This is a genomic window from Vibrio owensii, from assembly GCF_002021755.1.
GTDB lineage: Bacteria > Pseudomonadota > Gammaproteobacteria > Enterobacterales > Vibrionaceae > Vibrio > Vibrio owensii.
Map to the genome: position 1 here is coordinate 955,883 of NZ_CP019960.1, position 26,163 is coordinate 982,045.

Genomic DNA, 26,163 nt, shown 5'->3' on the forward strand with positions numbered 1-26,163 from the left:
AAAATTCTTCCTAGTTGAACCTTAAATGAAAATAGCGACGAGCGAAAGCAACTAACGGAAAAGGATAGGCCGAGTAAGTGGGCAGATTTGTGATGAGTTAGATAACCGAAGGGTACAGAACATCAGAAACGAAAACGGGGTCCCGATTGGGACCCCGTTTAATTCGAAAGTAATGTTGAGATTACTTCTTACGGCAGTACTCAGCGATCACGTACATTGACTGACCACCGTTTGCCTTACCTGAAACAAGTTTAGGGTCATCACCAAGGCTGATACCGCGAATAACAGTACCTTGTTTGATTACTTGGTTTGTACCTTTAACTGGTAGGTCTTTGATTACTGTTACATCGTCACCTTTCTTAAGTTCAGTGCCGTTGCAGTCAACAGTTTTATCGTCAGCAGACATACCTTTCATAGCCCAGTTCATTTGCTCTTCTTCCATGTACATCATGTCAAGAGCGTCTTGAGCCCAGCTTTCTGTGTTTAGGCGAGTAAGTTGGCGCCATGCAGTTACTTGTACCGCAGGAACCTGACTCCACATGCTGTCGTTCAAGCAGCGCCAGTGGTTAATGTCTTTAGGATCTTCGATCTCACCAAGACACTTATCACAAACCATGATAGCAGTATCAACCGTCACGTTACCGTGTGGTGGAACAGCAAATGCTGTTAGTTGAGATTCAGAAGAACACAGTTCACATTTTGACTCGCAGCGAGCAAGCAGAGTAGCTTCGATAGACATAAGGACTCACCTTAGTAATGTTTTTTGGTGGCGGTATTATCCACTTTATCCTGAGAAATAAAAGGGTGTTAGAGAATTAAAGGCGAGATTTTACAATATTCCAACCTGAAAGAGGTGAAGATGTAAAATATTGGCTAAACAAATAATATCTAGAATATAAATAAGGGTGTTGATTGTTTTGAATGATGAATCAGTTGCATTGATGAATGTTATTGCTGAAGGGTAAAGTTATTCAAAATGAATGGAAAGTGCCCCCTGATTTCCAGAGGGCATGTCGTTTTATCGTTCAATAATCTGCACGACTTGGTCTTTCGAAATGCTCATTTCTTTGCCATCCACGTCCTCGTATTCGTACATGCCAGTATCTTCATTTAAGTCCGGCTTGCCGTAAGAGGTAATGATTTTCCCTTCATTCGTTGACATTAGGTATTGGCTGCTGCCGCAAGCGGCAAGAAGCAGTGCAGTGGCAATAACGGTCAATACGCGCATAAAGTTTTCCTTTTTAAACAAGTAAGTTAGACAAAGACAACGTTTTAACTATAGCAGAGGAAATATGAGTGGGTTTGAATAGAGCAGAAACGAAAAAGCCCAGTCGATACTGGGCTTTGGTTTGGTAACGATGCTTACTTAAGTACAGCGGTGTTAGTTACACCCGTTAGCATATCGTCCATTAAGAAGTCAGCATTTTCCATCTGCATCTCTACATGATGGTCTAGGTCTGCTAACGTACCGCCAGGAGAAGCGAATGTACTGTGTGTCGCAGTTGCATTGAACTGTACAAAGCTCGCAGAAGGAGCCACGGTTGTGCTCGAACTGTTCACAGTTGTTAGTCCTAGTTTCGCTGCTAGAGGTTCAGTACCCGCAAACGGTGCATTGGCTACGTTGTTTGGCACAGTATCGTCACCATCGACTTCTGTCATAAAGAATGGTGTTGATAGCGAACCTGAAGCCATTAGGTCACTTGCGTTAGTAAATGGATCAACCGTATCTAGCGTCGTCTGTGCAGCGTAGATAAAGCTAGAGAAGCCAGACTCAAGTGCCGCTAATTGTGCTTCTGTTGCTACTTGCTCAAATGCTTCGTAACACGCTTTATCTGATAGATCCGCACAGGATGCATCAGCATAGCTCGCGTACTCAGTTGATGCTGCATAAGCTAAGTTGTGTTTGATCTGTGGACCAAAGTTAGACGAACCAAGTAGTAGGTTACCAATTTGGCCACCTGCGTTTTGAATTGATGCGCCGCTGAATGTGTACAACGCGTCTGCCGTTGGGCTACCCAATGTGTTGTTCGCCGCCGCTACAGCAGAAGTACCAACGATGCCACCCAATGAGTGACCAAGCATCTTCACTTTTGAACCCATCATTGGGTTAAAGCCTTGAAGCGGGCTGCTTGCTAGAAGGCCAGCTTGCGCTGAAACAACTAAGCTTGCACGTAGACCAAGAACATCAAGTACGCTTTGGCGAAGGTTGTCACGCGCTACGGCTAGGTTAGACAGGTTTAGGTAAGCCAGTACATCCGCATTTGCTGAGCGTTGGTCATCTAGGCTACGAGTACCGTGGATAGGCAGGTCAATTGCGATAACAGCAACACCGGCTTTCACCATGTTGAACGCAAAAGAGTAAGCATTTTCTTTGGCTGATGTAATACCGTGTTGGTAAATCACAACATCTTTAGGTGTACCAGTTTCTGGCGTAAACAGTAGGAACTCCACGTCTTCTAATGACTTAACCACAGGAACTGGAGAGTAGCGAGTAATAATGCGGTCGCTATCGAGTTGAGTGCCATCTGATAGGAACAGCGTAGAGCCAACCAGTTTCAACTGCTCAGTTGGATCGGTTGCTAGCTTGGTCACATCAACAGGATCATCAGCAAAGACACCAGTAGAGAGCTGTTGAACCATGTTGGCTTGCTCTGCAGGATCCGCCAAGGCAGCACTTAGCTTCGCTAGGCTAGGCATTGCAGAAACCATAGGCTGCATGTTCCAATCTGCGCCTTTCTCTAGGTAATGCGGTAGTCGTACCACACCCTGAGTAACATTCACATCGACAGCTGCGCCAGCGTACAAACCTTTGATCGCTGTCTTAGCAGCATCCAGATCGCTGATGTATTTGTTGAAGTCTTCATCGGCATCTAGTGCAGTAACAAAGTCTTGCGTTGTACCCAATGTCATTGTGTATGCTGTTGTTAAATCTACAGAACCTTCATTCGCATCGTTCTTGTAAACCGTGTTTAGTGTATTTGCACCTGTAGCAAAGCCTGTTGCTGTCACGCCTTTTACTGCAGCAAGCGTATCGCCGACAGACTGGGTGCTAAACCATGAAGAGTAAACGATGTCAGTTGGGTTCACGCTCGCTAGGCCAAAAATGCCTTCTACAGCGGTTGTTGCCGCTTGTACTGAAGCTAGGTCACCAGTCTCGTAGACAATCTCTTTTGATTTACCAGTCGCGTAGCTGCCTGAAGTGCCGATAGGGTTGCCGTTAACATCCTGAATCGCTTGAGTCACTGCAAAAATATATTCACCAGATTCATCGAGAGAATTCATGAATTGGATGTAAAGCGAGTTACCACTTGCTTGCACAACGAAATCTGTACCAAGCGTTAGTACTTTTTCAATTGGGTTTGAAGCACCATCCCAATCAGTCAAGCGTTGGTTGATCTTAATAACGCTAACGCCTGACGTAACAAGGCCATCAGCGAAACCATCGCCGTTGAAGTTTAGTACGATAGGCATTGATGTTGACCAACCATCCATGGTGTTCATTGCCGCTAACGGGTTAGTTAGAGCATCATCACCACCGGTAGGAAGACCAAGTGTTCCGTCTGTTGTATCCATCAATAGGTAAGATGGCGCAGGAACATCTGCATTGGCACCTTGAAGTGTAAAGCTGATAGACGTGTTACGGTCAAGAAGTGCTTGAACTGCTGGCTCAAACGTGACGGTATCCGATGTGCCTGAGCTAGAGGTATCGTCACCACAACCTGCAAGTAGGATTGCAGAACAAAGCAGTGATAGTTTAAACGTGTGTTTCATTGGTTTACTCCGTTAATCCCGATTATTTGAAGGTGTAGTTCACTTGAACAGCACTGATGTAAGCAGTACCTTCTGAGTCGAATGTGATCTCTTGATCTGCTGCGTTGGTTTCAGTGAACGAGCCGGACTTACTCTTAACAAAAGCAAAACCTGCATCGAAGGTTAGGTTCTCTTTCATTGCATAAGTCACGCCTGCGCTGTACCAGAAACGGTCGCTATCAGGGATACTCAATGTTGCTTCACCTGCTTGCTCGTCGTATGCGATACCAGCGCGAAGTGTCCATTGATTGTTTAGTGTGTATGTACCACCGAAGGAGTAACGGTTGTTGTCTTCATATTTCTCAGGTTTAAAGAAGCACACGCCATCAACACAGTCTTTGCTGGTTGCTTTTAGCTCTTTGAATGTGCTCCAGTCTGTCTGTTGCCATCCGTAGTGGATCGCCCATTTATCATTTAACTGATGGAATGCAGACAGTTCGATAATGGATGGGAGAGAGATTTGTAAACGGCCATCGACTTTTGACGCATTAGCGATGCCAGAATCATAGCTGCTGAATTCACCTTCATCGAAGTCTAAATCCACTTTGGAACGATAACCGAATCCAAAACGGTTGTTTTCATTCAATTCGTAAAGGGCACCAATGTTCCAACCGAAAGCGAAAGTATCGCCTTCCATGCCGATTAGGTTGTCAGATTTTTTGCTTCCTGGGCCAAATAACGGCGCCAATGAGCCTTTGTGGCGAGTAAGCTCTGCATGTGCGTAAACAATGTTAATACCACCACCAACGCTAAACTGTTCGTTGATGCGGTAAGCAATATTCGGGTTAATGTTAACCGAAAGTAGGGAAGTATCACCCGCCATGTCACCAGCAGAAATGTCATCTGGGTAATCGGTAGCGACACCGTAAGTGGTGAACATGCCAATACCCCAAGCCCATTTGTCGTTGATTGGGCTGATGTAGTAGCCAGCCGGAACGATTTGTAGTGGGGCAACGTCATTCGCGTGTTCTTTGTGGAAAGTGTCATAGACGTTAACTTCAGGATCGACGACAGATAGCGCGCCTGAAAATTGAGCTTCTTTAAAAAGTGTCATTGCAGCTGGGTTGCGTGCTAATACGCTCGCATTGTCGGCTACTGCGCCTTCACCTGAAAATGCTCTACCAAGACCAGAAGCCGAGTGTTCGGCCACCTGAAAGCCCGCAGACTGGGCATTACACGCAAACAATATTGAAATTGTAAGCAGAGAGCAGTGCTTCTTGTTCATCCTTGACCCTCCTAGGGTGTCATTATATTAGACCGAAGTCTTTGTATTTGTTGTGTGCCTTTTACACCAGTTGCTGTCGGTTCGATTTACAACTGCAATGTAAATATAATGTTAATTGTATGTTTATTAACTTGTCAAAGATCAGACGTATATTGCGTTTTAAATTTGATGCATAGGTCAAACCGCAATTAATAAGGCCATGTATTATGGTGATATTTTTGTAAAGAATGGTATGACCAGAGTTGTTTTGTAAATCTTATGGTTAAAAGCTAATCAAATACGTGTTGTTAACATGCTTTTCGTTCGATGCCATTGCAGGCATAATTCGCACTTTGTGTTTATCGCATTGGAAATCGCGTTGGAATTACTACACATTGAATTTTTAGGAAAGTCGCTCAGGCTTGAAGGCTCTATGGCGGGGTGGCAACAACTGTTTTGGGATAACACCTTAGTGTCGCAGATTGCTGCGAGCGATGATGACTCAGGCAAGACACAGCATGAGTTCAAGCTCACGGCTGGAGAGGATGTTTTACATTGCCAATTGAGCTGTGAACTAAACTGGCAACCATTTGATTTTAAGTATCAAGCGACAGTGAATGACTCACTGGTTGTCAAAGGGACTCGTGACGAAAAAGACATCGAACGCCAAATACCGGTAGAACCGCCACCGGCAGAAAAGCGTTTTAGTCTAATTGGTATTGTGTCGCTCGGCATGAAGGCGTTGAAAAGCGCGAAGGTCATTAAAGTGGCGTTAGCCTCTGCAAGTCTTGCGGCATACTCATGGCTGTTTTCGATTGAGTTCGCCCTCGCATTGGTGGCGTGTTTAGTTTTTCACGAATATGGCCATATCCGAGCAATGAAGTACTTTGGTATGAAGACCAAAGGCATCTATCTCATCCCATTTTTAGGTGGCTTAGCGCTAAGCGATGAAAAGATAAACACACGTTGGCAAGATGTGGTTATCTCCATCATGGGACCGTTCTTTGGGTTAGTCCTCAGCATTCTATTCACTGTCTTATATTGGATGACAGGGGAGATGATCTTTGCGGGCCTTGCTGTGTTTAACGCCTTGTTAAACCTCTTCAACTTGCTGCCGATCTTGCCATTAGATGGCGGACATGTTCTTAAAAGTATCACCTTTTCAATGAATACATGGATTGGTTTGGCAGGGAGTATTGTCACGGCGTTGCTTGGCATCTACATCAGTTACACCTTCGGCTTAACGTTGCTTGGTTTCTTGCTATTGATGGGGATGTTAGAGGTGGTAATGGAATGGCGAACTCGACACCACAGTCATTTACTGCCATTAACCCGATATGGTCAACTGTTCTCGTTTGCTTGGTACTTGGTTTCTGTCGGTGGCTTTATTGCCATCATTTGGTACTTTGCTGGGTTAGGAGACAGTTTGTTAAGCTTGCCTTTGCAGATTTTAGGTACGTAGACGCATTAAGTAAAAACACAGACGAATAAAAAGAGCTCCGAAATGGAGCTCTTCTTGTTTGCAATCTAAGGGCAGTTCTTAGCTAGAATGCCTTGGGTTTTGAATCAACCACACTTAGGTGCTTTAACGTTAGACGCCGGCAGTGTTTTAATGGTTGCCTGTAGGTCTTTAATACGAGTGCTGTGCGATGGGTGGGTTGAGAAGAACTCTGGTGGTTGAGCACCACCTGCAACGCTCATGTTTTTCCAAAGATCGACACTTTGGTTAGGATCGAAGCCAGCTTTTGCCATAAATCCAAGGCCAACAATATCGGCTTCAGATTCTTGAGTTCGTCCATAAGGAAGAATCACACCGTATTGAACACCCACACCAAGCGCCGCCATCGTCATCTGCTGGTATTGCTTGTATTCAGATGCTCCGATTGCAACATTAGCAAGCGATAGCCCTGCATTAGCTAACTGGCTTTGAGACAAACGCTCATTACTGTGATCAGCTAAAACGTGTGCGACTTCGTGACCGATTACCGTTGCAAGTTGATCTTGGTTTTTCGCCACTTTCAGTAAGCCGGTATAAACACCAATTTTACCTCCGGGTAAAGCAAAGGCGTTTACCTGAGGGCTGTCAAACACAACCACTTCCCATTCTTTGAAGCCTGCTTGAGGCGGAATCGTGTTGGTGATTTGCTTCGCAACACATTGAACGTAGGCATTGGTCTTTTTGTCTTTACTGATTGGTATCTCTTTCTTCATTTGGTCGAATGACTTTGCGCCGAGCGATGACATCTCTTGGTCGGAAAACATCAAAATTTGGTTACGGCCAGTGGGTGAAGAGCTACACGCTGTTAGACCTGCAACGGTCAAAAGTACTGAGGCTTTAATCCATGTTCTCATAGCGGGGTCCATATAAATATTTTTTGTTTTGTACCAATAGTATAACGCTTAGTAAAGAAACGTTAAGTCATTATGTTGATCACGTTGAGACTTGCGTTTGACCTTGAAGTCGCGATGCGATCAGGACTATGCTAGGCGCACTTTTCATAGATAAATCGTCCGGTATGATACGGGACGAGATAAGAGCGAAAAATGAGTATTTGGAAAAAGCCAATTAACTTAGACATTCTTAACGCCACGTCAAAAAATACCATGATGGAGCATCTGCAAATCGTCTATACCGATTTCACTGATGATTCACTAAGTGCGACCATGCCGGTGTGCAGCTTTACGCATCAACCACTGGGTATGCTGCATGGCGGAGCGTCTGTTGTACTTGCGGAAACGCTTGGTTCACTAGCTGCGAATTTCTGTGTTGAGGAAGGCAGTTACTGTGTTGGTTTGGACATCAATGCAAACCATGTTCGTGCGATGCGCAGTGGTCATGTTATTGGTACCGCAAAACCTGTCCATTTGGGCGTGTCCACTCAAGTGTGGCAAATCGAAATCACGGATGAACGCGGACGTTTGGTTTGTACGAGCCGTTTGACGATCGCAGTAAAACATCCGAAAGAAAAACAAGTTCAGTAAGAGAATACTCATATGGTCATTGAATTCTCTTTAGGAAAAATCATCGCAACGCAGCGTGAAATTGTTATCAAACTTACGGGTAGCGCGATGGTTACTTTGCAAGCACAAACCGATGCAATTCAGCTACTTGGGCGCGGAGCGAATGTTGTTTTGGCTCATGGTGCGGAAACGAAATGGTCGATCAAACTCGACGATGAAGATCAATTACGCCAACTAGCGCAAGAAATTGGTATCGACATTCAATAATTTGCACGTCTGAGTTTGCACTTTTCACGAAAAATGAGGAAACTTAGTTTATCGTTATGAAAACTAAAATTTCCTCTTTATGAGTAGCCCTCGTTTACGCGTTCAGTTCGAAACGCTGTTTGAAAAATTTTCTGGTAATGACACGGATGTTCAACTCGAAGACATTACCGAAGCACTCTTTTGTACTCGTCGAAACGCTCGAATCGTCCTCAATAAACTAGAGGAAGAAGGGTGGATCGAATGGCATCCTGCTGCAGGTCGTGGCAAGCTTTCTAAACTAATATTCAAGCGCAATCGTAGCGATGTAAGCGAGAATCTTGCACGTCGTTACTTAGACGAAGGGAAAATAGGTCAAGCCCTTGAAGCGCTCGACAACGATGCAGCTAAGCTCACTCAGGTTATTCAGGGCTATTTAGGTCTGCAACATCGACAAGGTGAACAGGTCGTTCGTTTGCCTTATTACAGACCGCTTTCTATGTTGAACCCCCAAAAGCCAATGCGCCGTTCGGAGCAGCATATCGCGCGTCAGGTCTTCAGTGGTCTTACAAAACTCGACGACAACGAGCAGCTTCAACCCGATTTAGCGCATTACTGGGAAGCACTTTCAGATACACATTGGCGCTTCTACCTGCGTCGTGGTGTTCGTTTTCATAATGGCGAACTGCTGACGACTGATTGCGTTATCGAAAGTATTGGGGCGTTAAGCGAACTCAACTTATTCTCTCACATAGAGAAGGTCATCTCTCCAGAGCCTTGGACGGTAGATATCCACTTAGTACGCCCTGATAAGTACCTGCCACTCGCATTGAGTGAGTCACAAGCCAAAGTTTTACTACCAAGCAATTTACGTTCAGAGGAATTCGATAGAAAGCCAATCGGCACAGGCCCATTCCAAGTTAAAGTCAATGATGACAAACGCTTAATTCTGACGGCGTTTGATGGCTACTTTGGTCTGCGTCCACTCTTGGACCAAGTTGAAGTGTGGGTGATCGACGAAGCTTACTCTTCGATGGTGTACCCAAGTTTGACTAAGCCACAAATGGATAAACAAGCGTCGACGGATGAAGTCGAGCTCGATCCCGGCTGCACTTTCCTACTACTGAATAAAAATACAGGTATAGCAAAAGACCCAAGATGGGCGGAGTTTTTGAGTCAAACCTTGAACAGCTACCAAGTGTATTCCCATGTGCCGCAAGACAAGGTCATTGAACTAGGGGTGCTGCAAGCATTTGGATTAAAGCCTGGGTGGATTGACCTTAAACCGACCATGTCCGGTGACGCGCCCCAGAAAGAGAAAACCATTTGTGTCGCTTACCAAAAGAAACACCCTATGTTTCCTGTTATCGCTAAAGCGATCAAAACCTTGCTCAAGCCTCATGGAATTGATGTTGAGTTCATTCGTTACGATACTCAGCCGCCTTCACCAGAAGAAGTGGATATTTGGATCAAAGCCATGGGCATTGCGACCAACCGTAACGACGCACTTGCCGGTTGGCTGTTGGATTACAGCGATATTGATAAATTTAGTGCGGGTTATGATTTCTCTGGTTGGTCAACGCTGGTGGATCAATGGAGAGCAGGGCAACACACGGACTTTCCTGCCCGAGAGTTAGGCAGACAACTGGTAAAGAGCTGCCAAGTGATCCCGATGTTCCATTGTTGGTTAGGCGTGAACAAAGACCACAGTGGTGCCCTGCAAAACGCCAAATGTAACGCCTTAGGTTGGTTTGATTTCAGTACCGTGTGGGTAAAACCGAAGATAGAGAAAGATGGCGAAACCGAATAAGAAGCAACCGACCAAAACAGTCGAGATATTTTGTGCAAAATGTAAAACGCAGCTGTTTAAATATCGCAAAGGCGGTAAAGGGGCATTAGTGAAGTGCTTTAAAGAACGCATTGTTGAAGACTTCACCAACACACCTTGCATTTGCCCAGGTTGTGAACAAGAGTTTGCAAGAGACACATTAGTAAGAGGAACACCTGCCTACAAGATGATTGGCGGCAAGGTGACGATGAAATAAGAGTCAGTTATGAGCGAACAACATGAATACTGCATGGTATTGAGCACCGCAGGCACGCAGAAGAACCGAGACGAGATCATCAAAGGTTTGTTGGAAGGGCAACTTGCTGCTTGTATACAGACCATGGCAATAGAGAGCCACTATGTATGGAAAGGGGAAGTGTGTAGCGATAATGAGTGGTTGTTGATAATTAAAACACGTAAAGACTTATACGCATTGGTCGAAGACAAAATAAAAGACCTGCACGAATATGAGGTGGCTCAGATCGTACAGGTCCCAATTGTAGAAGGTTTTAACCCTTATTTAGAGTGGCTTCGCCAATCGACGTTGAGTTGTCAGTAGAAGCAACGACAGTATCGCACCCATGGTGTCACATAACATGTCTTTCTGGGCATCCCAAATATCGCCTTGCGATCCCAGGAAGGCAATTCCCTCATCACCGCCTGCAATTTCCGCATACCACCATTCGATGATCTCGTAGCCAGCTGCCAAAGACATAATGGCAAACAAAGCAAACCAACAAGCAAATCCAACACTGATCTTTTTCTTATTAATTAGATATTCAGCAATCGGGTAAGCGTATAAGCCAATCGAGAAGTGAGCTACACGGTCAAAGTTATTGCGCTCCGAGCCAATTAAGTTGTTGAACCAATCAAACGGAACCTCTGCAAACGTGTATTTGGCACCAATGGTATGAAGACAAAGCCAGATAAACATCAGTACATAAGCGGTATTGCTGAATTGGTAACGAATGGAAAGCGCCCAAATGGCAATGAGAATACCGATGGCAGGAACGATCTCTGCAAACCACACCGCACGAGAGCTTGGCTCTAAGGCAGAAAACAAAAATACAACGGCGTAGAAAATCGTTAAACCCAATAAGGTAGAAGTACTTTTCATAGAGAAATTGATCCTTCAATTGAAATCAGTGGTTATGATTACACTTAATTGTACAGTGTGCAATTGTTTATTTTGTCGGGGAGATGCTTACTTTTTATGTTGATATATTGCCAAACTGCTCAACAATAAAACGTTTGCGCGTAAACATTTCATTAAAGTTTGATTTACAACATAGCCATCCATAGAATTCATCGCTCAGTCTAATAAAAAAGAAGTAAAGTCATGAAACTGGAAACTGTCGATTATCTTGCTGACGATGCTGCTCAACAGTTCGTCACCTCACTGCGCGAAACGGGCTTTGGTGTTCTTAAGAACCATCCAATTCCACAAGAGCTCGTCGAGTCTATTTACAAAAATTGGTACGAGTTTTTCTGTTCTGAACAAAAAAACGACTTCCAATTTAATGTTGAAACACAAGACGGTTATTTTCCACCATCAGTTTCTGAAGTCGCGAAGGGGCACTCAGTTAAAGACATTAAAGAGTACTTCCATGTTTACCCTTGGGGTCAAATGCCCGAGCAGCTTAGAGAAGAAATTCTTGAGTACTACGAGCGCGCAAATGCCTTTGCTCAAGAGCTTCTTGGATGGGTGGAAGAGTACGCACCAAAAGAGGTTCAAGAGAAGTTCTCTATCGCTTTGTCTGAAATGATCAACAACAGCGATAAAACACTACTACGCGTTCTCCATTACCCACCAATGACGGGTGAAGAAGAACCAGGCGCGATTCGTGCAGCAGCACATGAAGACATTAACCTACTGACTGTTCTGCCAGCAGCAAATGAACCAGGCCTTCAGGTAAAGAGTAAAGAAGGTGATTGGTTAGATGTACCGTGTGACTTTGGTAACTTGATCATTAACATCGGTGACATGCTGCAAGAAGCATCAGGTGGTTACTTCCCATCTACGACTCACCGTGTGATTAACCCAACGGGTGGCCGTCAAGAGAAGTCTCGCATCTCGCTTCCTTTGTTCCTGCATCCGAAGCCAGATACGGTTCTGTCTGAGCGTTACACAGCGCATAGCTACCTAATGGAACGCCTAAGAGAGCTTGGCGTTATTTAAGCTAACAAGATCCTCATTCAAAAGGCTGATGGTTTATGACTGTCAGCCTTTTTGTCTTTATGGTACAAATTGACTAGCTTTAATAACAGGTACTTAAAACGGTTAGGGGATACATGGACGAACAATTCGACGTTTGCCAAAACGGACAGCAATACATGGAGAACCCATTGTTGTGGCCGATTTTAGAGATTCTCCGTAAACAACCAACGAGTTGGAAGGTGCACACACTCGCGCAAGAGCTCAGTGAACACGATTATATTCCTCAGTTAGATCCATCTCCGGATAAAGACCTCTTTAAGCGCAATTTCTTGTTGATGAACGCGCTCTATCAACTACAAGAAACGCTTTACCCTGACGGCTGGCTGCAAGTTGAAGCGATGAATATCGTGTTAATGTCCGCAATTGAAGCTTCCCGTCATAGCATCGACATCAATGACCCACTCAGAGAATACTACCTTGATTGGAAAAACTACGAAGCCGATGAAGGCGAGGTACGTAGACTGCTCAATGATTTTTGGAGTCGATATCAACGCTACATTGGTGGAAACACTTCTAGCGATTTGGACCGAGCGAAGGCGTTGAGTTTATTTGAGTTGGGGTCGGAGGCGACTCGGGCTGATATTCGTAAGCAGTGGAGAAAGCTTGCATTACGGTGGCATCCAGATCGAGAGAACGGTGATGCAGATAGGTTTCGTATTCTGTGCGATGCTTGGAATGTACTGCGTAGCGGATAAAGTAAACATTAGTTACAGTGTAACGTTATTTATCCTTTTACCTATCAGCTAGATACAAAAAAGGCAGCGTTCATCGCTGCCTTTTGCTGTATGTCTTGTCCAGTACTAACGAGAAGGTTTGAACTGAGACTTACGCATGCGGTTTAGGGCTGCCATTACATCCAATGTGCGTGGTTTTGCTAAGTCACCTTGTTTAGGTAGTGTCGCGTGCCATTCGCCAGAAAGCATGTCTTCGATTTCTTTTGCTGGGTGGTTACACCAACCCGGAAGTTGGGCAATTTGGAACCACAACCAACCAATCGCGTTTACTTCATCCGCGGATTCTAGTTGTTCAAGTGCACTTAGGTCCGCGAACTCTTTACCAAAGCGAAGAGAATCTTTGCCTTTAGCGTTCACGCGGAACTTACCATCCGTCAGAATGTTCATCAGTGCTAGTCGGTTCAATGCACGAGGGCGGAACGTTTGTAGACTCTCTTCAGATTCGTTATGACGCTGAGTAGGGTGTTGAGCAATCACTTGTTTTGCTTTTTCAGTTACATCAACCGCTTGGTAGTCGTGCATTTGGATTACGGTATCTGCAACGTCTAGGTAGTCACCAGAACCACCCATAACGATAATGGTCGAGATCTCTAGTTCATCACGTAACTGGCCGATACGATCAACTAATGGCGTAATTGGCTCATCACCTTTTGCTACCAACGCCTGCATGCGCTCATCACGGATCATAAAGTTGGTTGCTGAAGTATCTTCATCGATAAGCAACGAACTTGCACCTGCTTCAATAGACTCTTGTAGCCAAGCCGCTTGAGAGGTAGAACCCGATGCGTCTTGTGTAGAGAAATCAGCCGTGTCTTTGTCCATTGGCAAGTGATTGATGTAGTTCGATAGGTTCAAGTGATGAACACAACGACCATCTTCCGCACGAATCTTCATCGCATTTCCATCTGTCACGATGTATTCGCGGCCATCGCCAGGAATGTGATCGTAGATAGAGCGTTCAACGGCATTCAACAACGTCGATTTACCATGGAAACCACCACCAACAATCAAAGTAATGCCTTTAGGGATACCCAAACCCGTTACGTAGCCTTTGTTAGGCGCATGTAGCGTAACTTGAAGGGATTCTGGCGCTTTGAACTCAACCGCGTCTTTCATCGGCAAATCACAGTTACCTGCGATACGTGGAAGGATGCTGCCATTCGCCACAAAAGCAACCAAGTTGTTCGCCTCTAGCTGTTCACGTAAAGATGCTTGGTCTTCAATCACTTTACAGTGCTCAATCAACGCATCTTTGTTCAGCTCACGCTCTAGCGTCGCGCGACGGATAAACTTCGGCAAGTAGAAAGTAAGGATGTTGTTGGCTTTCTTACCAAGAACAGAACGACCTTCTGCAGGCAAGTTAACGCGGAAGCGAAGTTCAATACCTTCTTCAGTGAATAGCACTGCTGTGTTGTCTAGAACGGTTTGGCCGCTTAAAGAGATTGATACTGCGTTCTCTTGTTTCGCAAACTCATCAAAGCTTCGAGCAATAAAGTCACGAGCCGCGCGCTGAAATGCAGGTGATTCATCCTTTAGCCATTCAAGACCGGTTAAAGACCACGCGCGCGTTGCACGTAGGCGAGAAGCAGATGCGTATGGGTCGCCTTGAACGTAATCAATGTACAAGTCGAAATCACCGAAGTCGTATTGACCCTTGATTTGTTGGTATGCGCGGTAGTTCTGCTTTTCGATTTTCTTAAGCGTGGCAGTCAACTGATCCATGAAGATAATGGCCTTTTTATTGGAAGCGGGCGGCGATTATAGAAACCACCGCCTGCAGAGTAAAGGAAATGCTTAGGAAGAATAGGTGTATTGACCACCTAAAAGGTTTTGATTAAACAAACTTTGTTCAAATTCATTGCACGGCATAGGTTTACCATACAAAAAGCCTTGTCCAATATCGCAGCCTTCATTGATCAAAAACTGCTCTTGTTGAGCTGATTCAATGCCTTCTATGACCACTTGTAGATCGAGCTTTTTCGCAATGTGTATTATTGAACAAATGATGGCTCTGTCGTCATCAGATTTCTCCATTTGTTGAACAAAGCTTTTATCGATCTTAATCGCGTCAAAAGGGTATTTCTTCAAATAACTGAATGATGCGTATCCTGTGCCAAAGTCATCAAGTGACAGTGTCACGCCAAGGTTGTGCAATTTATTCAATGTGTTACGAGCCACGACTTCATCTGCAATCAACGCACTCTCAGTCACCTCTAACTCTAGGAAATGTGCCGGCAGGTGGAAGGTTTCAAGTAGGTGTTCTATTTGCTCAGCAAAATTAACGTTTTGTAATTGGATAGGAGACACGTTCACGGCAATCTTGAAATTGTCCACCAGCTCAGACCACTGTTTGGCTTTATCAATCGCGGTTCTCAAGACAAAAGAGCCGACTTCAAAAATCAATCCGTTTTGTTCTGCCATGTGAATTAATGCTTCGTTGGATACATCACCCAAGACAGGATGACGCCATCGCAATAGTGCTTCGGCACCTATCCATTTGTGTGTATGTGGAAGTACCTTAGGTTGGAAGTACAGCATTAAGTCGTCGTTGCGAACGGCCTGTAATAGGTAGCTTTCAAGCTGATTGTGATTGTTCAGTTCTTGAGTGTGGCTCTCACAGAAGTAGTTGTACGATTCACCAGACTCTTTACATAGCAACATGGCATAACAGGCGTTTTGCAGCAGTTGTTTGGCGTGACTGCTTCTGTGCGCTTGAACGACGCCAATATAGGAGTGAAGGTGGACTTCGTTTTCATCAATGTGGAAGTTGCCGACGCTAACATGAGTGATGTCTTCAAGTAAGTGTTGGACTTTTGATTCGATGTCTTCACCAGAGACAACAATCACCAAGTCGTTTGAACTTGGACGACCAGTCACAAAATAACTGGATTCATTGTGGCCTAGGCGGAAGCGAAACTCTTTCAATACCTCGTCAAAGGCTTCAAATCCGTATTTTGTTTCGATACTGCGCGCGTTACTAAAACCGACGTTAATCACCACCAAAGATTGTTGGTCATGATCCATGGTTTCTAAGATGTGGTCTAACACTTCTTCAAGTGCAACGCGGTTTAAAAAGCCCGTCCCATGATCGTGGGTTTGTTGATAGCTTACTTGCTTTTCTGCGGCCTTACGTCGGTCGATTTCTTTTGTTAGTGAGTAGCTAAGTTGGGCGAGGTCAGTCGTTCTATTCTCGACTCTATTTTTCAGTTCGTTATTTAAGCGCAGTAACTTATGTTGTTGAAAAACGACGGCTAGTTGCGCCTCTATGGATTCTTTAAATGTGCTCAATAGTTCTCGGTAGGTGTCATTGTACTGATTCTCTTTGGTATCCAGCATACAGATGGTGCCGAACGTCTCCCCGTTTGGCCAATAGAGTGGTAAGCCACAATACGAGATCATGCCGAGCTTAATATCAGGATTGTCTTTCCACTCTTCATCAATGAGCGCGTTAGGAACGATGAGTTCGCGTTTGTTTTTAATGACGTGTTCACAGTAAAGGCCATGACCAAGTTCTTCTTTGTCGCCGACTTTATAAGGGTTGTTATCAGTCTCGCTGGAGGTATTTACTTCAATGTGGTTTGGGTGGATACGCATGATCAGCGTAGTTGGGACATCCGCAATGCGCGCGAGCAGGTTGACGATATTTTGCCAGCTTTTCCGCATGGATTCGGGTATTTCGTAATCTAATGTTTGCAATGTACCCATATAGGTCATCCTTTCCCGTAATTTCACGTCCTGTGAATGAATATCGTTTTTGTTTTTGCGCGAGCTTGTTATTTAACTACTCGTTTATTTAAAGTATAGGGGGGGCGGATTCGGAAACAAAAAAAAGTCCCGAAAACCTTTCAGGACTTTGAATTACTTGGCACTATCTCAATAGTGAGACGCTTTAAATTAAGGCTTTAATGCTTTCAGAGTCTTCATTGAGATGTCTTGAGCATAATCGACACCCTCAAAGTTAAAGCCGTTCAATTTCATAAACTCGTCTTTAAAGCCGTCGTAATCACCGATATCAGCGAAGTTGTCTGCGTTCATTTGCTCTAAAAGTGCAGAAACTTCTTCTTGTACTTGAGGATCTAACTCAAGATCATCGATACGAATCAAGCGTTCGCCATCAACGGGTACTTTGCTTTGGTCGTAAAGCTTTGTCGTGAACAGACGTTGCATTTGCTCAATACAACGCTCGTGAGTACCTTTCTCTTTCATTACGCGGTATAGCGCAAGTAGATAAGGGCTCAGTGCAGGGATGAACACGCTTGCCTTGGTGACAAGTGCTTTACACACTGTTGCGTAGGCAGCGCCGCCAAAGTTCGCCATCTTCATGTTCAATGCATGGCTAGTCTGATGAAGGTCAACTTTTGCTCGGCCTAACGTACCGTCTAGGTAAATTGGGTGTGTAACTTCTGGGCCCATGTAAGAAAAGGCAATCGTCTTACAACCCTTGGCAACAGATTCAGAGTTGATCAGTGTGTCTATCCAACTTTCCCAATCTTCACCACCCATTACTTTAATCGTGGCTTCTGCTTCTTCTTCTGTTGCTGGCGCCAATGTGGACTCTACCCATTGATCGTTTTCCAGCATGATTGAAGCACCCGTTACCGATTCTCCAATTGGCTTAATGACACTACGCCAAAATTCTTCAGATTCAGGCTTAGGGCGAACGCCTGTTGCTAAGCTGTAAATCACTAAATCTACTTCACCCTCAAAGTAGGTTTCAATGGCTTCAATAACTTGGCTACGAACTGAGTCTGAGAAAGCATCACCAACGATGTTTACTGCAGTGCGGCCATGATGAATGGCTTCTTCTTTAAAAAAGATGTTGTTGTACCAACCAGCACTACCGACACCTTTGTCTGACGGACCACGTTCAAATGACACGCCAATGGTGTCTGCTTCAGCACCACCAAATGTGAGGGCGATACGGGCGGCCAAGCCAAAACCTGAAGAAGCACCGATGATCAAAACACGCTTGGGGCCATTTTTGATCTGCGGTGCTTGTTTAACGTATTTAATTTGCTCTTTGATGGAAGCGCGGCACCCATACGGATGTGCCGAACGAGCTACAACACCTTGAATTAACGGTTCTATTTGCATTTTTATTATCTAACCTTGGTGAATAATACTTTCGACAGGGTAACGTAAAGTTAGGTAAAACTTATTGAGCTAGACCAGTAAAATTAGAGATGTTTAACCAATTCTTCGGCGACGAAGTCGGCAATGAAAGGTTGAGCTTCCGGTTTAGGGTGCAGGCCATCGTCCATCATCCATTCTGGTTTGACGATTACGTGCTCTAAAAAGAATGGCATTAACGCGACTTGTTGATGCTCGGCGAGTTTCGGATAGATATCGTAGAACATATCACTGTATCGCTTACCATAGTTCGGTGGGACACGGATTTGCATCATGACAACATCCGCACCAGAATCTTTGATCATGGTAATCATTTTCGATAAGTTCGACGTAATAACATTAGGTGGAAAACCACGAAGGCCATCGTTAGCGCCGAGTTCGATAAGAACAAGGTCTGGCGTGTGTTGCTCAAGAAGAGAGGGTAAACGAGCCAAGCCATTGCCAGTGGTGTCTCCGGAGATGCTGCCGTTTACAACTTTTACATCTTGGCCGTGTTCTAATAAGGCATCAGGAAGTAAGCTAGGCCAGCTCTTCTCAATCGGCATCTGATAACCAGCGCTCAAGCTGTCGCCTAAAACAAGTACCTTTTCGCTCGCATGTGCGGTGGCGGAAAGGCAGAAAAAGAGAACTAAGGAAAGTATACGAATCATGCAAACACCTGTACTTAAAGCACCTATTGTTCAAGCTAATTTAGTTTCTAAACAAGTCTCTACTAATCAAGAACAATTAACAATCCTTAAAAATGTAAATGTTGACATTAGAAAGGGTGAGAAGATTGCTATCGTGGGCACCTCTGGTGCCGGTAAATCGACGCTCATGACGCTGCTTGCTGGGCTAGATACGCCGACGTCTGGTGAAATCACGTTACTAGGACAAGAGCTATCTAAACTGGACGATGAAGCTCGCGCTAAAATCCGCGCAGATTCACTGGGATTTGTGTTTCAAAGCTTCTTGTTAATCCCGAGTCTGAGTGCACTACGTAACGTTACTCTTCCTTGTCTTTTACGTGGTGAATCTGAAGATGATGCACGAGCGACAGAACTACTGACAGCGGTTGGGCTTGAGAAGCGTCTTGACCATTTGCCAAGTCAACTTTCCGGTGGTGAACAACAACGAGTTGCTCTGGCTCGTGCATTCATGACTCAGCCAGAACTGTTATTCGCCGATGAGCCAACGGGCAACCTTGATCATCAAACGGCAGAGAAAGTCATTGAGCTTCTGTTCGACCTTAATGAGCAGCATGGCACGACGCTGATCTTAGTTACGCATGACAGTCATTTAGCGAGTCGCTGTGACCGTGTCTATCGTATGGAAGCGGGTGAGCTAAAAGAGGAGGTGCTATGTCCGTGATCTCCTCAAGTGAACAAAGCTCTGCATCAAACAAAAAAGCTCATCAGTCGCCGAATAAAAGCTTGGTTCGTTGGAGCTTTGGGGAAATACGTCAAGGTAACTTGTGGCCGATAAGTGTTGCACTCATTCTTGTTATAGCCAGTATTTTTGCTTTGTCTGCGTTGGCAGAACGAATGGAGCAAGTCATCGTTAAGCAAGGCAAAGATGCATTAACAGCCGATGCTGTGTTCGTTTCAGCAAACCCCATTCCAGACACGCTTCTCACTTCAACCAAAGAGCTTGAGCGCTCGACCATGACGCGCTTTGCAACCATGGCGTTCAGCGATAATGGTATGCAGCTTATCTCAGTACGCGGAGTCGATGAGCAATACCCATTGATGGGTGACTTGGTTTTGGACAATGACTCATCAGGGCACATCAAGCCGAATCAGTTATGGTTGGATGAGCGAATCATGGCACAATTGGATGTTGATAAGGGTGACGTTGTCACTATAGGCGACGCCGATTTCACGGTTTCCGGTGCCGTTTTGATGGAGCCAGGATTGAGTTTCAACCCTTTCCAACAAATGCCTTCGGCTTACATCCACAACAGCGACGTTGATAAAACAGGCGCGATTCAAGTAGGTAGCCGAGTACAGTATCGTTTATTCCTTAAAGGGGATGATGCAACACTGACGCAACTGCAAGACAGCACTGAGCTTTCGCCAAGTGATCGTTGGCGTACTCAGGATACGGCAAGTCGAAGCAATGAGGTGTTTGAACGCACAACGCAATACCTCTCTTTGACCGTAGCGATTGTCATCATCATGGCGGCAACCACGTTGGTTTTGACGTGTCAAAGCTACGTAAACAGCCGGACGCAAACCATCGCGATGTTAAAGAGTTTAGGTGCGAGCCGTCGCTGGATTGAAAAGTGGTTGTTGATTCAAGTTACCATTTTGCTGGTCAGTGCAAGTATTGTGGGCTTGTTGCTGGGTAGCGGTTTGGAGTATTTGTTACGAATCCCACTCAAGGACTTGTTGCCAAATCCACTACCTAGTTACGGCGTCACTCCATTTTTAGTTTCTGTTGTTTCAGCGGTTCTCATTACGGTTCCTGCGCTGGGGATTCCGCTACTTGGTTTGATCAAAACGCCGGCTTTAGAAGTTCTGCAGCAAGGTTCAGGTAAACGTTCATGGAAGCGTATGTGGTTAGTGTTGGTTCCTGTGGTGCCATTGCTTATCCTTTACGCGAACAACACACTCGTTTGGATTGTACTTGCGGGAATCGCTGCATTGTTTGTTGTACTCGCCATGATGAGTGTCATGTTGACCAAGTTGTTCGCTCGCGTTTCAACTCGTCCAGCAATGAAACTGGCCTTAAGTCGCATCAACCGTACGCCCGTGACAAGTGGATTGCAGTTTGGTGCGTTATCGCTGTCATTGATGTTGCTTTCAATTATCTGGCTTGTACGGAGTGACATACTTGCCGATTGGGCGAGAACGCTCCCAGCGGACGCGCCTAACGTTTTTGCATTGAACATTGCTGATTACGAACTTGATAGCTACGTGGAAACGTTAGATAAAAATGGCGTGACGCGGTCACAAGCTTTCCCGATTATTCGAGGGCGGTTGGCCGAGATTAATGACGTGAGCGTCAAAGAGATCAAATCTGAAGGTCAGGGCTCTGATGCGGTAAGCCGTGAACTCAACCTTACTTGGGGAGACTCTCTACCAGAGTACAATGATATTCTTTCTGGAGAGTGGACCAACAAAGGTAGCGTATCGGTAGAAGCAGAAGTTGCCAGTGAGCTTGGCATTGAGTTGGGCGACAAATTACGATTTGTGATCAACAGTCAGAACTTCGATGCGACAGTAGACAGCATTCGTCATGTTGAATGGCGAGATATGAAGCCAAACTTCTACTTTATCTTCTCTTCGGATGTTATGGCGAGCTTGCCAGGTTCTTACCTGATTAGTTACCGCATTGGCGAAGAGAATGAAGCGCTCTTGGCATCGATGTCACGTGAACACCCAACCGTTTCAGTGTTAGATATACGAACGATGGGCGATAAAATCCAAGCGCTTATTCAGCAGATTGTGTCAGCCATTACCATCTTGGCGTTGTTAGGCGTTGTCGCTGGCTTATTGTTGATATTCACATTGCTTCGATTGAGCTTGTCTCAACGTCAGCAAGAAATTCGACTTTACCGAACTCTCGGGTCTAGCAAAAAACGGATTAACACGACATTGTGGGCGGAATACGGAATTATGGCTCTGGTCGCAAGTGGTGTAGCGGTATTTGCTGCCGAGCTTTGTGTCGCAGCGGTGATGAAGTATGGCTTCGAGTTGAATTCGCAAATCCACCCAGAACTGTGGATAGCTTTACCATTTGCTACGTTTGCCGTTCTCGCCTTGGTCGTTATGAGTCTTTTGAAAAGATTGTTAACGCCAGTAAACACTTAATTAGCTTGTAATAAGCCAAAACGGAAGCACTCCATGACAGTTTTATTTTAGTTATCCACAAAAACAGTGGATAACTTTTGGGATAACTGAAGTGTTAATAAAGTTGGGTGTTTCCGCAGGCTTTACGCCATGGGTGTTAGCGTTAAATTATTATTCACAAAGGGTCAAAATCGGGCTTTCCCAACAACCTCGTCAAGCACTTTTTTCGGAAATTTTTTGCTCTCGAAAGTAACTTTTCGCGTATACCTTTAACAAATGCAAACCCATGAACTTTTTGTGATTTTAATCATAGTCAAACCCGAGTAGAATCCACATTAAGTAAAGATTTCTCCTTATAAAATTTCAGTGAAGCAATGAAGTCTGAGTTTCCAAATCGTAAAGATAAACACATCGCTATTGTTGGTGGCGGTGTCGCTGGCTCTACCGCGGCAATCCACTTTGCCGAGTTAGGTTTTAAAGTCTCCATTCTCGAGAAAGGGGTCTCATTAGTAAATGGACCTCCGATCTGCCACCTACACGCGGGCGGAAACCTTTATCGTGAGATTTCCGAACAGCAATGTTTGGATCTTCTGACTCAATCGATCGACACAATTCGATTGTACCCACATTCACTGAACATTCGTCCTACCATCATTGCCGTGCCTCATTCAGATGGAGGAGACCCTGAAGCATTATTACCTCGATTAGAAGTAATTAAACGTGCTTATCAATCTCTGGTTGAACAAGACACAAGTAATCAGGTGTTGGGAGAACCAGACGAGTATTACAAGTTGTACTCCAAAGAGGCCCTCATTGCGCTTTCTAAGCTTGTACAGCCAGAACACCCGCAAAGCATTGATGAGTGGACTATCCCTTTTGCTCAGCACGCAGACCTCGAGGCGCTCAAGTATCCAGTGGTCGCTGTTCAGGAATACGGATGGAGCGTATTTAGGCTTGCAGCTGTAGCGAACATGACGCTAGAACAACTTCCTAATGTTGATGTACTGACGCAAGCAGAGCTAAAACACACCCATTGGAGTGGCTCTGATTGGGAACTGGCTTACCTTCAAGCTGGCGCACAAAAGACACTACGTTGTGATTACTTAGTTAATGCTTGTGGCTTTGAGACCGGCGCAGTTGATGATGCGATTGGCGTAAAGCGCGATCGACTTGTCGAATTCAAAGCGGCTTACGTTACCCGTTGGAATGAATGTACTCAGCAATGGCCAGAGGTGATCTTCCATGGTCCTCGCGGTACAGACAAAGGCATGGCTCAGTTAACGCCATACGGTGATGGCTATTTTCAGTTACATGGAATGACAAAAGGCATCACGTTGTTTGATGATGGCTTGGTGGAAAGCTCAAAAATCTCTGCACAACCTGAGTTACCAACCAGTTTACTGTCAAAAATACGCAACGGTTGGCGACAAGAGATCCTCGATGAGCGTACTGAAAATGCGATTAAGCATATGTCTCAATTCATTCCGGATTATCAAAGTGCAGTGAAAGGCGGGAAAGCACTGTTCGGTGCGCAGCAAATCCCAGGTACTGACCCTGTATTGCGTGCAGCAGACGTGACATTTGAAGAGAACAACTATGCTCGAATTGAAGTAGTTAAAGCTTCTTCAACGCTACTAGCAGCTCAGAAAATGGCGCTATATTGGTTTGATATAGCTCCGAATGCCAATGTGGAACTTGAACATCCTGTAACGGTACATTGGAGTGAAGAAGACGTAGAGCAGTTTGCGGTAAAACTCACTCAAGAGCGCGGTTATCCAAAAGCATTGGCAGAGCGCTACGGGATGTAGCGCTCATAATTTAATGACGACTTTAGATGGGCTTAGTAACCAAAAAACTGAGCCCATTGACACCACACATCCTGTAGACCTTGTCTGTCTCCTTTGACGAAACTGACTTCTTGCCCGGGTTTAGCTTGTGCTAAACGTGGCAGATCAATTCTTGCGACACAACCAAACTTCGGATAGCCACCAATGGTCTGATGGTCGTTCAATAAGACGATTGGGTTGCCATCGTTTGGAATCTGAATAGAGCCCAGTGCAATACCTTCTGAAAGCACGCCGTCATAGGGCGGCTGTATCGCTTTGCCCTCAAGACGATAACCCATACGATTTGAATTGGGTGATATCTTAAAGCTAGCAGAATAGAAATCATCAATAGACTGCTGGGAAAAATCTTCAAACTGGTAGCCTTCGATCACTCTAAGCTTTAACGGCAAGTTGTAATCTGGTTTGAATCGGAACGTCATCTGTTTGGGTTTTGACGTTGGAAGTGAATGTGGCTCAAAGCCAATAATATCTCCGGCTTTCAAAGGCTCACCATCTTTTGTCATACCGCCGAGAGATTCTCTCACTACCGTAGACGTGCTCCCTAGGTGTTTCTCAACACTAAATCCGCCTTTAACAGCAAGATATGCACGTAAACCATTTTTTGGCATTCCGAACTTGAGTGTTTGGCCTTTTCTGAGACAAAAGTCAGACCAATTAGAGATAGGCTCACCGTTTACTGATGCATTAAGATCACCACCACAAAGCGCCAAATGACAATCGGCTAGGGCTTTAAAGCTCGCATTACCCAATGTGATTTCGATAACAGAGCAGTTAACGGGATTGCCTAGAAGATGATTCGACCAACTATAAGCATAATCATCGACAGGGCCGCTTTGAGTTATTCCGATATGAGCAAGACCAAAACGACCAAAATCTTGAATCAAAGAGAGTGGGCCAGGCTTTTCTACTAACAATCCTACGAAGCTCATAAAACGCCTCCTAAATTAACAAACTCTTGTTTGGATATTGAACCAAACGTGACCTTGTCACCAACTTCAAATGGGATGAAGGGAGGAGTATCAGTGAATAACGAGATTGGCGTACGGCCTATGATGTTCCATCCACCAGGGCTGTCGGATGGATAGACTGCGGTTTTACTGTCGGCAATCGCCACACTTCCGGCAGGTACATTGGTACGAGGCGTATGGTGTCTTGGCATGTGAAGTTCTGGACTTACATCCGACAGAAAAGCAAAGCCCGGAGCGAACCCAATGGCTGAAACGGTATAAACAGGCTTGGTATGCAGTTCAATAAGCTTATCCATTGATAGCCCATTTTGTTGAAATCGATCTAAATCGAGAGCCGTTTCATTCGAATAGTAAACGGGAATAGAAATGTAGTTCGGCTGTTTGTTGTCCATAGACTGAACATCAAAGCAACTTACGATCTCATTGAGCGTTTGTAGTATCACAGACTCTTGAATTCTAAAGGGCAGGTAGTCAATCAAAATGGTTCGGTAAGAAGGAACCACATTCATTACGATGAGATTGAGTTTATCTACAATTTGATGTGCTAACTCGCCTATGTGCTCAACAGTAATAGTTTCATCAAAGCGAATTAGAATGCTGCATTCAGATATAGGAGAGATCGAAAACTGCCCTTGATTCATTAATTTCCTCCGGTGTAGAGACTCTGACGAATTTTTTGAATCAACGCGATAGATTCATCATTATCGCCATGTACACAAATCGTGTCGGCCTCTAACAAAATATATTGCCCAGATGTCGTTTTTACTCGACCTGATTCTGCCAGCATTCTGACTTGTTCTAGTATTGCATGTTCGCTGTTTAGTACCGCATTAGCTTGCGTTCTTGGCGTTAGTAACCCGTCATCTTGATAAAGGCGGTCCGCGAACGCTTCGAAGAGTAGAGGTACATCAAAATCATCGGCAATTTCTAGGTATTTTTCGTTTTCTTGGGACGCCAATATCATAAGAGGCACTTTAAACAGCGCTGCCGCTTTAACGACCGCTAAGAAAACACCATCACTTAGCATCATATCGTTGTAGAGCGCTCCATGAGGCTTGATGTAACCAATATCGGTATATTGTGCCTTACATAGAGCTTGGAGTGCGCCAACTTGGTAAATCACCATATTAGTGATTTCTTCATAGGTCATCTTTAAGCTGCGGCGTCCAAACCCTTGCAAGTCTGGATAACCAGGATGCGCACCAATTTCCACGTCATGTTGATTAGCGAGGGTAATAGTATCGTGCATGACATTAGGATCAGACGCGTGGAAGCCACAAGCAATGTTCGCCATGTCTATGAAAGGCATTACGCTTTCATCTGCACCCATGGTCCATGCGCCGAAGCTTTCGCCCATATCGCAGTTTAGTGTTAGTTGCTGGTTGTTCAATGTCATACGATTATTGTGTCCAAAGTATGCTTAAAAATGCAGGAAATTGCGTTTTGG

The 26,163-nt window shown here is 44.9% G+C and carries 24 protein-coding genes; 11 read left to right on the forward strand and 13 right to left on the reverse strand.

Annotated elements, in window-relative coordinates; translation table 11 throughout:
• Window positions 1-181: 181 nt before the first annotated feature.
• From A9237_RS20845 to A9237_RS20860, 4 genes are all read right to left on the reverse strand, one after another.
• Window positions 182-739: a PhnA domain-containing protein gene (locus tag A9237_RS20845; RefSeq protein ID WP_005441869.1), complete on the reverse strand. Its 558-nt coding sequence runs from the start codon at window positions 737-739 to the stop codon at window positions 182-184.
• Between the two features lie 279 nt (window positions 740-1,018).
• Entirely contained in the window at window positions 1,019-1,228 is a 210-nt protein-coding gene (locus A9237_RS20850; RefSeq protein ID WP_005435119.1) for a YgdI/YgdR family lipoprotein, read from the reverse strand.
• 134 nt (window positions 1,229-1,362) lie between these two features.
• The gene (locus A9237_RS20855; protein ID WP_078609505.1) at window positions 1,363-3,771 is read right to left on the reverse strand and encodes a VolA/Pla-1 family phospholipase; all 2,409 of its coding nucleotides are present in this window, start codon (window positions 3,769-3,771) and stop codon (window positions 1,363-1,365) included.
• A gap of 22 nt (window positions 3,772-3,793) precedes the next feature.
• Window positions 3,794-5,035, reverse strand: a complete 1,242-nt coding sequence (locus A9237_RS20860) for a porin (protein ID WP_005435122.1) — start codon at window positions 5,033-5,035, stop codon at window positions 3,794-3,796.
• Between the two features lie 412 nt (window positions 5,036-5,447).
• On the opposite strand from A9237_RS20860, the gene A9237_RS20865 reads away from it, so the two are divergent.
• Entirely contained in the window at window positions 5,448-6,476 is a 1,029-nt protein-coding gene (locus A9237_RS20865) for a site-2 protease family protein (RefSeq protein ID WP_174575005.1), read from the forward strand.
• 104 nt (window positions 6,477-6,580) lie between these two features.
• On the opposite strand, the gene A9237_RS20870 is transcribed toward A9237_RS20865, so the two are convergent.
• Window positions 6,581-7,366 (reverse strand): M48 family metallopeptidase, encoded by a 786-nt coding sequence (locus A9237_RS20870; RefSeq protein ID WP_153303273.1) that lies wholly within the window; start codon window positions 7,364-7,366, stop codon window positions 6,581-6,583.
• Between the two features lie 192 nt (window positions 7,367-7,558).
• Between A9237_RS20870 and A9237_RS20875 the strand changes: the two genes are divergently transcribed.
• From A9237_RS20875 to cutA, 5 genes are all read left to right on the forward strand, one after another.
• Window positions 7,559-7,996: a hotdog fold thioesterase gene (locus A9237_RS20875; RefSeq protein ID WP_020196913.1), complete on the forward strand. Its 438-nt coding sequence runs from the start codon at window positions 7,559-7,561 to the stop codon at window positions 7,994-7,996.
• Window positions 7,997-8,008: 12 nt separating this feature from the next.
• Window positions 8,009-8,242, forward strand: a complete 234-nt coding sequence (locus tag A9237_RS20880; RefSeq protein ID WP_020196912.1) for a DUF3389 domain-containing protein — start codon at window positions 8,009-8,011, stop codon at window positions 8,240-8,242.
• A gap of 79 nt (window positions 8,243-8,321) precedes the next feature.
• Window positions 8,322-10,028: an SgrR family transcriptional regulator gene (locus tag A9237_RS20885; protein WP_005435131.1), complete on the forward strand. Its 1,707-nt coding sequence runs from the start codon at window positions 8,322-8,324 to the stop codon at window positions 10,026-10,028.
• Window positions 10,012-10,263, forward strand: coding sequence for a hypothetical protein (locus A9237_RS20890; RefSeq protein ID WP_009704455.1), 252 nt, complete (start codon window positions 10,012-10,014; stop codon window positions 10,261-10,263). The genes A9237_RS20885 and A9237_RS20890 overlap by 17 nt, the downstream gene beginning before the upstream one ends.
• 9 nt (window positions 10,264-10,272) lie before the next feature.
• On the forward strand, window positions 10,273-10,605 hold the full coding sequence (cutA, locus tag A9237_RS20895) for a divalent-cation tolerance protein CutA (protein WP_009704454.1): 333 nt from the start codon (window positions 10,273-10,275) through the stop codon (window positions 10,603-10,605).
• Here the strand turns inward: cutA and A9237_RS20900 are convergent.
• The gene (locus A9237_RS20900) at window positions 10,567-11,163 is read right to left on the reverse strand and encodes a DUF2238 domain-containing protein (protein ID WP_005435133.1); all 597 of its coding nucleotides are present in this window, start codon (window positions 11,161-11,163) and stop codon (window positions 10,567-10,569) included. The genes cutA and A9237_RS20900 overlap by 39 nt on opposite strands.
• A 222-nt stretch (window positions 11,164-11,385) precedes the next feature.
• On the opposite strand from A9237_RS20900, the gene A9237_RS20905 reads away from it, so the two are divergent.
• Together A9237_RS20905 and A9237_RS20910 are read left to right on the forward strand one after the other, a co-directional pair.
• Entirely contained in the window at window positions 11,386-12,225 is an 840-nt protein-coding gene (locus A9237_RS20905) for an isopenicillin N synthase family dioxygenase (RefSeq protein ID WP_009704452.1), read from the forward strand.
• A gap of 113 nt (window positions 12,226-12,338) precedes the next feature.
• The gene (locus A9237_RS20910) at window positions 12,339-12,959 is read left to right on the forward strand and encodes a DNA-J related domain-containing protein (RefSeq protein ID WP_045414097.1); all 621 of its coding nucleotides are present in this window, start codon (window positions 12,339-12,341) and stop codon (window positions 12,957-12,959) included.
• 105 nt (window positions 12,960-13,064) lie between these two features.
• Here A9237_RS20910 and A9237_RS20915 read toward each other — a convergent pair whose 3' ends face one another.
• The 4 genes from A9237_RS20915 to tesA all read right to left on the reverse strand — a co-directional run bounded on the left by A9237_RS20915 (window position 13,065) and on the right by tesA (window position 18,778).
• Complete coding sequence (locus A9237_RS20915; RefSeq protein ID WP_078609510.1) at window positions 13,065-14,720, reverse strand: ABC-ATPase domain-containing protein; 1,656 nt, start codon at window positions 14,718-14,720, stop codon at window positions 13,065-13,067.
• A gap of 72 nt (window positions 14,721-14,792) precedes the next feature.
• Window positions 14,793-16,703 carry a bifunctional diguanylate cyclase/phosphodiesterase gene (locus A9237_RS20920; protein ID WP_020196908.1) on the reverse strand — a complete coding sequence of 637 codons (1,911 nt, stop codon included), beginning with the start codon at window positions 16,701-16,703 and terminating at the stop codon, window positions 14,793-14,795.
• A gap of 189 nt (window positions 16,704-16,892) precedes the next feature.
• Window positions 16,893-18,092, reverse strand: coding sequence for an enoyl-ACP reductase FabV (gene fabV / locus A9237_RS20925; RefSeq protein ID WP_078609512.1), 1,200 nt, complete (start codon window positions 18,090-18,092; stop codon window positions 16,893-16,895).
• An 83-nt stretch (window positions 18,093-18,175) separates the two neighbouring features.
• On the reverse strand, window positions 18,176-18,778 hold the full coding sequence (gene tesA, locus A9237_RS20930) for a multifunctional acyl-CoA thioesterase I/protease I/lysophospholipase L1 (protein ID WP_078609514.1): 603 nt from the start codon (window positions 18,776-18,778) through the stop codon (window positions 18,176-18,178).
• On the opposite strand from tesA, the gene A9237_RS20935 reads away from it, so the two are divergent.
• From A9237_RS20935 to A9237_RS20945, 3 genes are all read left to right on the forward strand, one after another.
• Complete coding sequence (locus A9237_RS20935) at window positions 18,777-19,478, forward strand: ABC transporter ATP-binding protein (protein ID WP_005435141.1); 702 nt, start codon at window positions 18,777-18,779, stop codon at window positions 19,476-19,478. The two genes, tesA and A9237_RS20935, sit on opposite strands and share 2 nt — an antisense overlap.
• On the forward strand, window positions 19,469-21,922 hold the full coding sequence (locus A9237_RS20940) for an ABC transporter permease (RefSeq protein ID WP_078609516.1): 2,454 nt from the start codon (window positions 19,469-19,471) through the stop codon (window positions 21,920-21,922). Before A9237_RS20935 ends, A9237_RS20940 begins: the two co-directional genes overlap by 10 nt.
• 353 nt (window positions 21,923-22,275) lie before the next feature.
• Window positions 22,276-23,709: an FAD-dependent oxidoreductase gene (locus A9237_RS20945; RefSeq protein ID WP_078609518.1), complete on the forward strand. Its 1,434-nt coding sequence runs from the start codon at window positions 22,276-22,278 to the stop codon at window positions 23,707-23,709.
• A gap of 32 nt (window positions 23,710-23,741) precedes the next feature.
• Here the strand turns inward: A9237_RS20945 and A9237_RS20950 are convergent, their stop codons facing one another.
• Genes A9237_RS20950 through A9237_RS20960 form a run of 3 tightly spaced genes read right to left on the reverse strand, consistent with a single transcriptional unit; the run spans window position 23,742 to window position 26,112 of the window.
• Complete coding sequence (locus A9237_RS20950; protein ID WP_078609520.1) at window positions 23,742-24,677, reverse strand: 5-oxoprolinase subunit C family protein; 936 nt, start codon at window positions 24,675-24,677, stop codon at window positions 23,742-23,744.
• Entirely contained in the window at window positions 24,674-25,357 is a 684-nt protein-coding gene (locus A9237_RS20955; RefSeq protein ID WP_078609521.1) for a 5-oxoprolinase subunit B family protein, read from the reverse strand. Before A9237_RS20955 ends, A9237_RS20950 begins: the two co-directional genes overlap by 4 nt.
• Complete coding sequence (locus A9237_RS20960) at window positions 25,357-26,112, reverse strand: 5-oxoprolinase subunit PxpA (protein WP_039839311.1); 756 nt, start codon at window positions 26,110-26,112, stop codon at window positions 25,357-25,359. The genes A9237_RS20955 and A9237_RS20960 overlap by 1 nt, the downstream gene beginning before the upstream one ends.
• Window positions 26,113-26,163 lie beyond the last annotated feature (51 nt).

Coding starts and splice junctions, on each gene's coding strand:
- A9237_RS20845 (WP_005441869.1), bottom strand. CDS start 739: ATGTCTATCGAAGCTACTCTGCTTGCTCGCTGCGAGTCAAAATGTGAA.
- A9237_RS20850 (WP_005435119.1), bottom strand. CDS start 1,228: ATGCGCGTATTGACCGTTATTGCCACTGCACTGCTTCTTGCCGCTTGC.
- A9237_RS20855 (WP_078609505.1), bottom strand. CDS start 3,771: ATGAAACACACGTTTAAACTATCACTGCTTTGTTCTGCAATCCTACTT.
- A9237_RS20860 (WP_005435122.1), bottom strand. CDS start 5,035: ATGAACAAGAAGCACTGCTCTCTGCTTACAATTTCAATATTGTTTGCG.
- A9237_RS20865 (WP_174575005.1), top strand. CDS start 5,448: ATGGCGGGGTGGCAACAACTGTTTTGGGATAACACCTTAGTGTCGCAG.
- A9237_RS20870 (WP_153303273.1), bottom strand. CDS start 7,366: ATGAGAACATGGATTAAAGCCTCAGTACTTTTGACCGTTGCAGGTCTA.
- A9237_RS20875 (WP_020196913.1), top strand. CDS start 7,559: ATGAGTATTTGGAAAAAGCCAATTAACTTAGACATTCTTAACGCCACG.
- A9237_RS20880 (WP_020196912.1), top strand. CDS start 8,009: ATGGTCATTGAATTCTCTTTAGGAAAAATCATCGCAACGCAGCGTGAA.
- A9237_RS20885 (WP_005435131.1), top strand. CDS start 8,322: ATGAGTAGCCCTCGTTTACGCGTTCAGTTCGAAACGCTGTTTGAAAAA.
- A9237_RS20890 (WP_009704455.1), top strand. CDS start 10,012: ATGGCGAAACCGAATAAGAAGCAACCGACCAAAACAGTCGAGATATTT.
- cutA (WP_009704454.1), top strand. CDS start 10,273: ATGAGCGAACAACATGAATACTGCATGGTATTGAGCACCGCAGGCACG.
- A9237_RS20900 (WP_005435133.1), bottom strand. CDS start 11,163: ATGAAAAGTACTTCTACCTTATTGGGTTTAACGATTTTCTACGCCGTT.
- A9237_RS20905 (WP_009704452.1), top strand. CDS start 11,386: ATGAAACTGGAAACTGTCGATTATCTTGCTGACGATGCTGCTCAACAG.
- A9237_RS20910 (WP_045414097.1), top strand. CDS start 12,339: ATGGACGAACAATTCGACGTTTGCCAAAACGGACAGCAATACATGGAG.
- A9237_RS20915 (WP_078609510.1), bottom strand. CDS start 14,720: ATGGATCAGTTGACTGCCACGCTTAAGAAAATCGAAAAGCAGAACTAC.
- A9237_RS20920 (WP_020196908.1), bottom strand. CDS start 16,703: ATGGGTACATTGCAAACATTAGATTACGAAATACCCGAATCCATGCGG.
- fabV (WP_078609512.1), bottom strand. CDS start 18,092: ATGCAAATAGAACCGTTAATTCAAGGTGTTGTAGCTCGTTCGGCACAT.
- A9237_RS20935 (WP_005435141.1), top strand. CDS start 18,777: ATGCAAACACCTGTACTTAAAGCACCTATTGTTCAAGCTAATTTAGTT.
- tesA (WP_078609514.1), bottom strand. CDS start 18,778: ATGATTCGTATACTTTCCTTAGTTCTCTTTTTCTGCCTTTCCGCCACC.
- A9237_RS20940 (WP_078609516.1), top strand. CDS start 19,469: ATGTCCGTGATCTCCTCAAGTGAACAAAGCTCTGCATCAAACAAAAAA.
- A9237_RS20945 (WP_078609518.1), top strand. CDS start 22,276: ATGAAGTCTGAGTTTCCAAATCGTAAAGATAAACACATCGCTATTGTT.
- A9237_RS20950 (WP_078609520.1), bottom strand. CDS start 24,677: ATGAGCTTCGTAGGATTGTTAGTAGAAAAGCCTGGCCCACTCTCTTTG.
- A9237_RS20955 (WP_078609521.1), bottom strand. CDS start 25,357: ATGAATCAAGGGCAGTTTTCGATCTCTCCTATATCTGAATGCAGCATT.
- A9237_RS20960 (WP_039839311.1), bottom strand. CDS start 26,112: ATGACATTGAACAACCAGCAACTAACACTAAACTGCGATATGGGCGAA.